Annotated in this window: 13 protein-coding genes; 11 read left to right on the top strand and 2 right to left on the bottom strand. The window is 57.2% G+C overall.

Going from position 1 to position 9,542, the window contains the following annotated elements; translation table 11 throughout:
- The 7 genes from AWB78_RS44595 to AWB78_RS47180 form a co-directional block, all read left to right on the top strand.
- On the top strand, positions 1–150 hold a 150-nt coding region (locus tag AWB78_RS44595; RefSeq protein ID WP_157697761.1), incomplete at its 5' end, for a transposase.
- 404 nt (positions 151–554) lie between these two features.
- Entirely contained in the window at positions 555–824 is a 270-nt protein-coding gene (locus AWB78_RS47940) for an HNH endonuclease signature motif containing protein (RefSeq protein WP_332460146.1), read from the top strand.
- Between the two features lie 555 nt (positions 825–1,379).
- Positions 1,380–2,150, top strand: coding sequence for a reverse transcriptase domain-containing protein (locus AWB78_RS48940; protein ID WP_232478077.1), 771 nt, complete (start codon positions 1,380–1,382; stop codon positions 2,148–2,150).
- Positions 2,144–2,683 (top strand): group II intron maturase-specific domain-containing protein, encoded by a 540-nt coding sequence (locus AWB78_RS48935; RefSeq protein ID WP_232478076.1) that lies wholly within the window; start codon positions 2,144–2,146, stop codon positions 2,681–2,683. The genes AWB78_RS48940 and AWB78_RS48935 overlap by 7 nt, the downstream gene beginning before the upstream one ends.
- A 555-nt stretch (positions 2,684–3,238) precedes the next feature.
- Positions 3,239–3,520, top strand: a complete 282-nt coding sequence (locus AWB78_RS47185; protein WP_062612550.1) for a type II toxin-antitoxin system ParD family antitoxin — start codon at positions 3,239–3,241, stop codon at positions 3,518–3,520.
- Positions 3,507–3,902 carry a type II toxin-antitoxin system RelE/ParE family toxin gene (locus tag AWB78_RS50200; protein WP_062612549.1) on the top strand — a complete coding sequence of 132 codons (396 nt, stop codon included), beginning with the start codon at positions 3,507–3,509 and terminating at the stop codon, positions 3,900–3,902. The genes AWB78_RS47185 and AWB78_RS50200 overlap by 14 nt, the downstream gene beginning before the upstream one ends.
- A gap of 66 nt (positions 3,903–3,968) precedes the next feature.
- On the top strand, positions 3,969–4,202 hold the full coding sequence (locus AWB78_RS47180) for a hypothetical protein (RefSeq protein WP_074173683.1): 234 nt from the start codon (positions 3,969–3,971) through the stop codon (positions 4,200–4,202).
- Positions 4,203–4,356: 154 nt separating this feature from the next.
- On the opposite strand, the gene AWB78_RS40150 is transcribed toward AWB78_RS47180, so the two are convergent.
- Positions 4,357–4,545 (bottom strand): hypothetical protein, encoded by a 189-nt coding sequence (locus AWB78_RS40150; RefSeq protein ID WP_062612547.1) that lies wholly within the window; start codon positions 4,543–4,545, stop codon positions 4,357–4,359.
- 485 nt (positions 4,546–5,030) lie between these two features.
- On the opposite strand from AWB78_RS40150, the gene AWB78_RS47175 reads away from it, so the two are divergent.
- Positions 5,031–5,330 (top strand): hypothetical protein, encoded by a 300-nt coding sequence (locus AWB78_RS47175; RefSeq protein WP_157697805.1) that lies wholly within the window; start codon positions 5,031–5,033, stop codon positions 5,328–5,330.
- A gap of 656 nt (positions 5,331–5,986) precedes the next feature.
- Positions 5,987–6,364, top strand: coding sequence for a winged helix-turn-helix domain-containing protein (locus AWB78_RS40145; RefSeq protein ID WP_062612546.1), 378 nt, complete (start codon positions 5,987–5,989; stop codon positions 6,362–6,364).
- 29 nt (positions 6,365–6,393) lie between these two features.
- Here AWB78_RS40145 and AWB78_RS40140 read toward each other — a convergent pair whose 3' ends face one another.
- On the bottom strand, positions 6,394–6,822 hold the full coding sequence (locus tag AWB78_RS40140) for a hypothetical protein (protein WP_062612545.1): 429 nt from the start codon (positions 6,820–6,822) through the stop codon (positions 6,394–6,396).
- Between the two features lie 1,165 nt (positions 6,823–7,987).
- Here AWB78_RS40140 and AWB78_RS40135 point away from each other — a divergent pair.
- Positions 7,988–8,875, top strand: a complete 888-nt coding sequence (locus AWB78_RS40135) for a winged helix-turn-helix domain-containing protein (protein ID WP_062612543.1) — start codon at positions 7,988–7,990, stop codon at positions 8,873–8,875.
- Between the two features lie 100 nt (positions 8,876–8,975).
- Positions 8,976–9,254 (top strand): hypothetical protein, encoded by a 279-nt coding sequence (locus AWB78_RS47170; protein ID WP_157697804.1) that lies wholly within the window; start codon positions 8,976–8,978, stop codon positions 9,252–9,254.
- The last annotated feature ends 288 nt before the right edge of the window (positions 9,255–9,542 follow it).

The raw sequence follows: 9,542 nt of genomic DNA, 5'->3' as shown, positions 1-9,542 counted from the left end.
GAAGTCTGTCACAGCTGGTTCAACCGCTTTCGCAAACTGTTGGTCCGATACGAAAAACTCGAACGCAGTTTCGTCGCCCTAAACCATCTTGCCGCTGCCATCATCGCCTTCCGCAAGGTGCCGCTGAGCGTTAACATAATTTACGGATAAGCTCTTACGCATCGCGAGACGGGCCGCATCGTGTTTTTTTGCACGCCCCACAGAATTTGGCCGCTTCCGCCGCCTTCGCGATGGCGGTTTCATGTCGGTTCTTCCATTGGTGCAAGCGGGCCATTCTCGCGGCCAAACGCGAGAACACGCGACGCTCGATCCGCCAGATTCGGCTGCTGCTCGAAGGCGCAGGCGTCGCGCCGCGCGACACGCTCTCCAAGAGCGCCATACACCGCCTGCTCAAGGTCCACGGTCTATGCGCATTAGCGCATCTACCCTCGTGCCCGACGAGAAGCGCAGCTTCGTGGCCGAACCCGCCGGCTCGATCTGGTACGGCGACGTGATGCACGGGCCGACGTTATCGTTGAGCGCTCTACGCCGCAAGACCTATCTCGTTTCGCTGTTTGACGACGTTGCCCACAGCGCGTTTTGTTTGTCGGAGACCGCGCTCGACATCGAAGGCGTGCTCAAGCAAGCGTTGCTGCGCCGAGGCGTGCCTGAGTCAGCAGCGCATCACTGCGGCGACGGGATGGCACGTTCATCACATCGTTCGTCGTGTGGACGGAGGATCAAGTGCGCGAGCCAATCTCGTCATGGTCCATCCTGTTTGCCACCAGCAAATCCATAGCCGTGGTTTGACAGTAAAGAAACCGGCTCCCACTTGGGGGTTTTGAAAGGCTTGAGCCGTGTGCATTGAAAGGTGCATGCACGGTTGTGCGTCCAGCTAAGGCTGGCATGTTCAGCAGGAGTCAGTCCTGCCGGGGTAGGAGTCAGAGGCCCCGTAGCTAGGATAGCAGGGTGGCGGGAAACCAAGACTCTGAAGCCTATCGACAGGCATTTCCTTGGGGAGTGTGCGAGTCATCGGGCCGTAACAAAAGTGAACGTAGATGTGGCCTCGAAAATGAAAAGCTCCGAGGGCCGAGCCCACAACCGTGGGGGCGAAGGCAGCATGGGTAGCCGAAATCTGACCGATACGGCTATTCCACTTCGGCGGGGTGGAAGCGACGGCACGATGACAAGGACATGCTGAGCAACTGGAGAAGCCCTCCTCGCCCCGGCGCGAAATCGCTGGAGCAAGGTAGGTCCTATAACCGGCGAACCCGGGAAGTGGACCGAAGGCGAGAGGGTGGCGGATGGGCCCGTACTAGCTGTGAAGCCGGGTAACGCTGGTGGAGCGAAGGGGCCCTGCTGTTTGTAACTTCCTCGACAACATGGGAGGCAAGGACGAGATGACAAAGGCGTCCAGCAGTTTGCAGGACCTGAGGCGGGGAATATACGTCAAGGCGAAGGCTGAACCGTCCTGGCGTTTCTGGGGGTTGTACGTTCACGTCTGTAAGATGGAAACGCTGCGCGAAGCGTATACGCTGGCCAGAAAGAACAACGGCGCTCCGGGTATCGACGGGGTGACGTTCGAGGCCATTGAGGCGCAGGGCGCGGAGGCGTTTCTCGAGCAGATACAGGGCGAACTGATCGGGCGGACCTACGTGCCATTACGGGCGCGGCGGCAGGAGATGCCGAAGGACGGGGGCAAGGTCCGTGTCCTTTCGATTCCGGCTATCCGTGACCGGGTGGTTCAAGGCGCGCTCAAGCTCATATTGGAACCGATCTTCGAGGCAGACTTCCAACCGGGTTCGTACGGATACCGTCCCAAGCGTACCGCGCATGAAGCGGTGCATCGGGTGGCGACGGCGATTGTTCAGTGCAAGACCCGCGTCATAGACCTTGATTTGCGCGCCTACTTTGACACAGTTCGGCATCATCTACTGCTTGAAAAAGTGGCGCGTCGGATCAAGGACGACGACGTAATGCATCTGCTGAAGCTGATGCTGACGGCGTCGGGCAAACAAGGCGTTCCGCAAGGCGGGGTGATTTCACCGTTGCTCAGTAACATCTATCTCACTGAGGTAGACCGGATGCTGGAGCGGGCGAAAGAAGCCACGCGCAACGGGAAGTACACCTACGTGAGTATGCTCGATTCGCTGACGATCTGGTGGTGCTGATCGATGCCCATCCGCGCCATGCGTGGCTGTTGAGGGCGGTGACCACGCGTCTTCGGGAAGAGTTTGCCAAACTGCAGGTCGAGGTCAATGAAGAAAAGAGCCGCACCGTTAATCTAGACCGCGCAGAGAGCTTCGGCTTTCTGGGATTCGACTTCCGTCGACTCCGCAGCGTACAGAGGCAGGTGTGGCGGGCGCACTATACGCCAAAGCTGAAGAAGCGCACGGCGTTATTGCGCAAGCTCAAGGAGGTGTTTCGGCGATACCAGTCGCAGCCGGTAGATCGGGTGGTAGAACTGATCAATCCGGTGCTACGCGGTTGGGTGAATTACTTCGCTGTCGGACATTCCAGCGAGTGCTTCAGCTTCATCAAAGACTGGGTAGAAAAGAAGATCCGGCGCCATATGGGGCGCTCCCGGAATCGACGGGGCTTTGGCTGGAAGCGGTGGAGTAGGCGCTGGTTGTATGAGGAACTGAAGCTGTTCAACGGCTATCGTGTTCGTCGTGCTGCCGCACCGAAAGCGCGCCCAGCATGATAGGTCACATAAATCTTGACATGAAGCAAACAGGAGAGCGTAGTGCCGGAAATCGGCCCGCTGCGTTCGACGTGGCGGGAGCTGGAAACGTGACCATGGTTGCCGGATTGCGGGCCATCGCGAAAGCGGTGGAATCACCACCGGCGCCTACAGGTGCGCGCGCCAGTTCTCGACCCTACCTGAGGGGGGCGCTGTGCAGCAATGCATGGCGGCTACCCGACAAGCGTCGCCTTAACTTTGCGGCGGAGACTGGACTTGTACCCGGTGGTTGCGATGGATCGGCGCGCTGCACTTGCCGGTCTTGATCACATCGCAAGGGATTCGAACCGCACGAAGTCGAAATTTGGGCGAGCTTGGCTTGGCACCTTCCGCTCGGGTCGCGCCGACCGCCAATCGCCCTCGACAGCCCGGTGCGCCGCGGCACCGCATAGCGCATCCTGGCCTGCACACCGATCTTGGGAGGCTAATTCCACAACGACGAAACGGGACCACTTGCGAAAAAAGTGCTTGTGCTGTACAAAGTATGTTCAAAGTTTGCTTGATTGTGAGCCTATTATGAACATCAACTTCGCGCCTGTCGACGAAAATTTCATCAAGCAAAGCGTTGAAGGCGGCCTCTACAGCAATGCGAATGAGCTCGTTCGCGACGCCGTGCGTCGTTTGCGAGAGAGCGAGGAGCGGAACGTTCAACTGATAACGGCGCTCCAGCTCGGCGAAGACGACATCGCAGCCGGGCGGACCCGGACTTACTCGATGGGGATTATGCAAGGAGTTCGAGAGAGAGCCATCAACCGAGCAGCCTCAAGGGAGAAGCCGAAATCCGATGCCACGCCCTAAGTTTCAGCTTCAGCTTACCAGGAAGGCGGAGGACGACATCGAAGATGCACTCGTCCACACGCTTCTGACTTGGGGCGAGCGGCAGATGGAAGTTTACGGCGATGTGATCGATCAAGCGCTTGCGACGATTCAAGATAACTCTGAAATCGTCGCATCCCTCCTGAGGTGCCCTACAGATATTTCCACGCCGGGCAGCACCTGGTCTTTTATCGTGTGCACGAAACAACGATTTATGTGGTGCGCGTCCTGCACAATCGCATGGATCTGCCTCGTCGCATCGAGGAAGAGTAGAACAAAAGCGCGCCGCAATGTCTATCCAGGCGCGAATCGCACGTTTTCGAGCGTTATTGCAGAAACCGACACTGTGCTGAACGTGCCATAGGGAACTGCCTATTTGACATAACTTCACCTTGGATCAGACAAAGGCGTTACTCAGTTCGGCCGCGCGATGTACGAGCTGAACATCGACACATTTTGCGCCAACAGCAGCCCCGATCCCGATGCGCGGCAGGCAGTGCCGGATGCGAGTGCAGTGGTGAGCGCATATAGCGCGCTTGCTGGGCAAGGTGGGAAGGAGCTTCTGCATCGTCAATCTGAAATGTATCGCCCTTGCATCAGATCCCTGACACGCAAGGACGTCGGTGAGTTACCGATTACGCTGTATCGTTCCTATAGCGAGTGACAGCGGCTCGCGGTGAATCAACGTCTGAAGAGCGTGAGAGGTGTGTATTGCGGTAGCACCGCACGGTACGCTCTGTGGGAGCCGGAGTCGGGGACCGTTTGGCGATCCGGCGATCTGGCGGGCGATGGTCAAGCATCGCCCCTACCGCGACCCTTCAAACTGCCTGGACGTCTTGTGAGGTCATGAGGCGTTTGGCGTCCGTCGCGCCGAGTACGGCAGTGAGCGCGCTCCACTGGACGCGCCACAGCAGCTCGAGAACATGCTCGGCGCTGCCGGAAATCGTCAGGTCAGCCGCCAGACGCATGGCGTGCTCGCGGGTGATGCCAATCAATTCAATATGCATGCGTGCCTCTGGTCATGCGGTTGCCGCAATCGCGGATAAACGGGGACCAAAGTGCTGCAGTGACACGCGGGCCCCTCAACGCGTGGACACCCCTCAGCCGCATGGGTCTTCATATAGGCGGCCGTTTCAGCATAAGGCCTCATCGATTCACGCGGTGTGATGTTCGGTGAATGGCAAGGGCCGAAAAATGCAATGCGCTCAACCCATTCAAATAACTTGTATTCTCGACACCAACCCGATTACACCGCGGTCGACGGCGTCTGCGCGATTCTTCGATCCGATGGCAAGCCTTCAATGACCCGTTCAGGCGGCGATGATCCGCGGTGCTATCTGGTTATGCCCTCTATCTTAAGCATTGGTTGTCAATAGTCGTCGCAGCCCTATAAAAAGATCGCACGAAAAATTAGAGGCGTTCACACACCATCACGCGTTTGTCTGAAGCCACGACAGTAGAGTGTCACCTAATTTGTAGCAAGAGGGCCGACATGCACGAGCGTAAATATCACTATCGCGGGTTTGAAGTCATCATAAAGTCCATGCTCATCGAGGAGCCAGGCGACCCGGTACCCCGCGCTGCTTCTGTCCGATATCGTTGTGCCGTCCGTATTCGACAGTGCGATTCGGGGTTTTTACTGGATGCGTTCACGACTGAATACAGCGGGATGCAACCTTTTACGGATGAATCCGAGGCGGTGCTGTATGGTGGTTATGCTGCTGAGTGGCGCATCAATTCGCGCTGTGCAATGTCTGCCCGACATCTGGATCTCGCCGATGCAGTTTGTTGACATACTGTCGCGTGCAGACCCTCAAGTCAGGGGTGCGATCAACCGTCCGCTTGGCGGGCGCCTCATAAAACTTCACGCTGAAGTGCGCGCGATCAAAGGCAAAATAGAGTCATGTGTCTAGTCTCGGGTGTTCGTGGTCCATTAGGTTTTTTAGGTGGGTGTGGTCTTTTGGGGTGATTGGATCGCGCCGTACATATGGCTTTGAGTGGAACGTTTTGACGCTCTGGATACCGGCCTATCTCTGTATTTCCATCGATCTTCGACGGGGTTTTCTCCTGAAGATGCGCACATGTGACGGCTGCGCATCAACGCGCAAGAGGCGCCGCGACGCGACACTGAGGGCAGGTTGGCGGCGCTTTCTTGATTTGATCAACTTAAAATGTAGTGAAGTATTTGCGGAATACTCGCTCTATCTCTCCGTGGGAACACATTGCGGCTTTATTTGCGAAATGAGGCGTTTAATGAATAAAGTTTCTCACTCATCTGTGTAATAATTTCTATGTAAAAACTTGCCGGCATTCAGTTCTCGTCTGATAAATAAGACACTGCGGGCATAAATTCTGCGCAAATTTTTTGGCAGTCACGGTCCGTTACGGATGTTAGATCGGCGCGCATTGGACGGGACGGGGCTGCGAGTTTCCATTGCAGGAGATGCCATGACGACAGAATCTTCCGTTTCTGGCGGGCAGTCTGGCTTTATTCTCGGCTCGCGAATATTTTTTGACACAGGTGCTGGTTGGGTGCAGGGGATAAACGGCACGGCCGGCCGGATCGAGTTGGACACGAGAATGACCCGGGTGTTGGCGGCCTTTGCCTGTTCGCCGTTTTCGCTTCTTAGCTTCGAACACCTAATCCGGATCGCATTAGACAACGGGCCCGTACAGGGGGCGCATCACGAGTTGTCTCAAATTATTCGCGCACTTCGGCATGCGCTTCACAACATCGATCCTTCGTCGATCTACATCGCGAGGATTCCGCGTCTCGGCTATGCGTTGGTTGCGCCGGTGACGGAGCAACGGATCCCAGGCGAGTAAAAGGAGGGGTGGCATGCTCGAGCCTCGGCTCAGACGCCTGACATCGATGAAGGGCGAAGATGATCGGGCAACGCGAACGCCTCGCCGCTAAGCACGAGCTCGATCACGGCCCGGACAAGCAAGGGCGGGCCATCCCGGCGAACAAAGCCAGCTGCGCCGGCGGCGAAGGCTTGCCGTGGAACCAGTAAGCTGTTGCTGCTTGAACTGACAATAATTGCTGCACCGGGAAACCGCAGCCTCAAGACTGCGAGCCTCACGCTCGCATTGGGCTCGGCGTCCCAATCGACGATCAGCCCATCAAGGGCGCTTACGTCGCCGGGCGCATCGAAGTAGGCGTGTGCCGACGTGGCCTGTTGAATCACCAGGCCTGGCAATAGGGCGGAATCCCGGATAGCGTCAACCACACCCTGACGGAATGCCGCGTCCTTATCAATAACCAGCACCTGCAATGTGTCCATGATTTTCCCTGGACTCAATCGCGTTCAGATCGAACACGGCAAAAAAGAAAAAAGAATAGAAAAAGCACCTTTTCAGATTTTACCTGAGGACGATCGATACCACGATCGAGCAAAATCTTTCATATATTTCAATGTATCCGATTGCAGGAGAGGCGTAAAGCTTTCTGTTTTTTCCACCATGAAGCGTCTATGTCTGCTGGAACCGGTGTCAAGTGCGTCTTGAAGCTCACTCCACGTGAACAGGTATCGGCAGTCTTCTTGTGCGTGGTTTGCCTGACGGGGGTATCATCTAATAAAAATGAGCGAATGTGAGTGTCTGATGACGCGCCACAGGCATGTTGCTGCGCGTCAAAGTCGTTGAATTTGATTGCTCGGTTCACATAAGAACGCGTCGCGAAAGAGGTAGTCGCGGTGGTTTTCGGCACAGCCTTACGTCGGGCGTATAGTGCAAGGGATGCAGTCTGGTGCGCATGGGTTACAGCACGTGCTCGCGAGGACTACGAAAGTCCGGCACTTATGCGGGTGAGGCGCGGGCGTCCCAACTTCTTCGTCACGCTCGCGTGTCGCGTTCTGGCTATGATGCGCTGAAACCGAGCACCCAAGAACCCTGCCGTGTCTTTCGGTAGTACCTGATGGCACCGCTCAAGCGTGGCACGGGCGGCGGCGTTCTGCTACGAAGCCGTCCTGGTGCACAATTTGCCGAGAACTGCCGCGAGTTAAAGCAGGCTGCCAGATCGTGGCGCCGTCGCGGATTTAGAAGAAGCCGGGCGAACACGTGAAGACCGACCGATGCGATGTTCTAAGCCTGGCGCGCCTGCCAAGCCTCGTCCTGGCTGGGCATCCGGTTGGCGTTGACGTCCGCCTTAACCCGTCGAGTTTCGGAAAGCCGTGCACTCCCTCGAAGCGAAAAACACAGTGATCCTGGGGGATTACCAACCATAGCCATAAGCGGGGACGCTCGGGACTTATTTGTGATGAGTTATGATGAAAGCCGGAATTTTGTCATATGTTTGAAATGGTACGTAAGGACTTTTCTTTCTTGCGGTTATATTGTCGAGTTTTTGTCTTTCAATGGCCTAAGATGTAAATCTTACGGTAAGTGTTAAATCTGGTAACCATTTGTCAGTTCGTGACGTTAACCTCGCTATACGCACGGAGAAAAACCATGGACACGATGGGCACCCAGCAGTTTATCCTCAATGAACGTTGGCTTCTCGATGAAACGGCGGACCAACTTGTCGATTTATCCGGCGAAACGGCCGACATTCATCTGAAGCCAATTGTGACGCGCCTGTTCGGATTGTTGGTGCGCTCGCCGAGTGTCGTGCTCTCGCGCCGCAAACTCTTCGACGAAGGCTGGCGCCGGCACGGCTTCGAAGTTTGTGACAACAGCCTGAGTCAAGCGATCTGCGCGCTGCGCACCGTACTCAGCGTGCTCGGGGCGGGAGCGCCGTCGATCAAGACAATCCCACGTATTGGCTATGCATTGCTGGCCGATGTGCGAGTGTTGCAGTCGCTGCCGCATCGCAGGTCCGCTCCGATCGCTATCCACGTAAGTGCGACGGACGCCGTGGGGGCGACATCGCTGTGCGATCGCGACGCTTTCCTTCGCGCGCTTGAGAGCGAATGGCGTCGCGCACAGCGCAGCGGGCTGCCCCTGTCGCTGCTGTTGATTTCGGTGAGGGAGGCGGCAACAGCGCCGACGGCGCATGCCGCAGCGATGAGTTGTGTTGCCGGATGCATCCATCGGCGGATCCGCCGGGCGGGGGATGTGGCCGTCCGTTACACGAACAATACGTTCGCGATCCTGCTGCCCGGCGCGGCCGAGCGCGGTGCGGCCACGGTCGGGCAGAGCATCGGGGAGGCCGTGCAGGAGGCCATGCCGTCTGCCGAGTTGACGTTTCATCCATGTGACCAGAGGGCGGCATATATGTCTTCGCAGGCGTGGATCGATGCAGCCTTCAGCGCGCTATACCCTCGGCGTGAGGATCGGGGCCCCGATGCTTTCATCGTACCCGCGCCAGTAGGCGCGGCTTGCCAGGTTGCGGTGTAAAGAACTTTGCTCGAGAGCCCAGAAGACTGACGGTGCTCCTACCGATTTCGCTCTCCAGCTGTCGGCTCCATGAGGCGAGGAAGTCAGATTCTGCGTCAGCATGACTTCTTCGATTCCATGGAGCGCTTCTTTTGAATTTATCGGCTGCGACGATCGCGACGAATGCCGCGCCATTTTTTCGTCTGAGTTTTTTTCCGGCGCCGCCGACGCGTGGCGGCCCAGTGGTTACCTGCCCGAGCGCCCGCTCATCAGAACGCACCGGATGTCCGGCGGCTTTGCGCGCTTGCGCTTCGATTCATCAGCATTCAGGCGCGACTTTCGCCCGACTGTTCGACCCACGCTCCCACGCCGGGCCATCGCGTACGACCAGCGGAGCTGACGGATGCCGGTCCCCATCTTCGGATCGAGCCTCGCCAGCGAGCACGCCTGAAACTGAGCGATCCTTCGCTGGCACTGGCTTAGAAGCGTGATCAAAATAGCTTCTTCATCGAGCGTCATCCACGGTCCGATCTTGCTGTCACGGGGCGCGAGGACGTGCTGCAACCGCTTGGATTGAGGTGTCTGAAGCGCGCTACGCAGCTTCATATAACGAAAGCGCTCAATTCGGCCCACGTAGAAGGCGGAGGCGATGCAACGCAGAATGTGCCCACTACTTTTTCAGTGGGCA

Origin of the sequence: Caballeronia calidae (assembly GCF_900044055.2) — a bacterium.
GTDB classification, from domain to species: domain Bacteria; phylum Pseudomonadota; class Gammaproteobacteria; order Burkholderiales; family Burkholderiaceae; genus Caballeronia; species Caballeronia calidae.
Note: the sequence above shows the minus strand (reverse complement) of the source record. Positions and strands in the feature narration are given on the sequence as shown.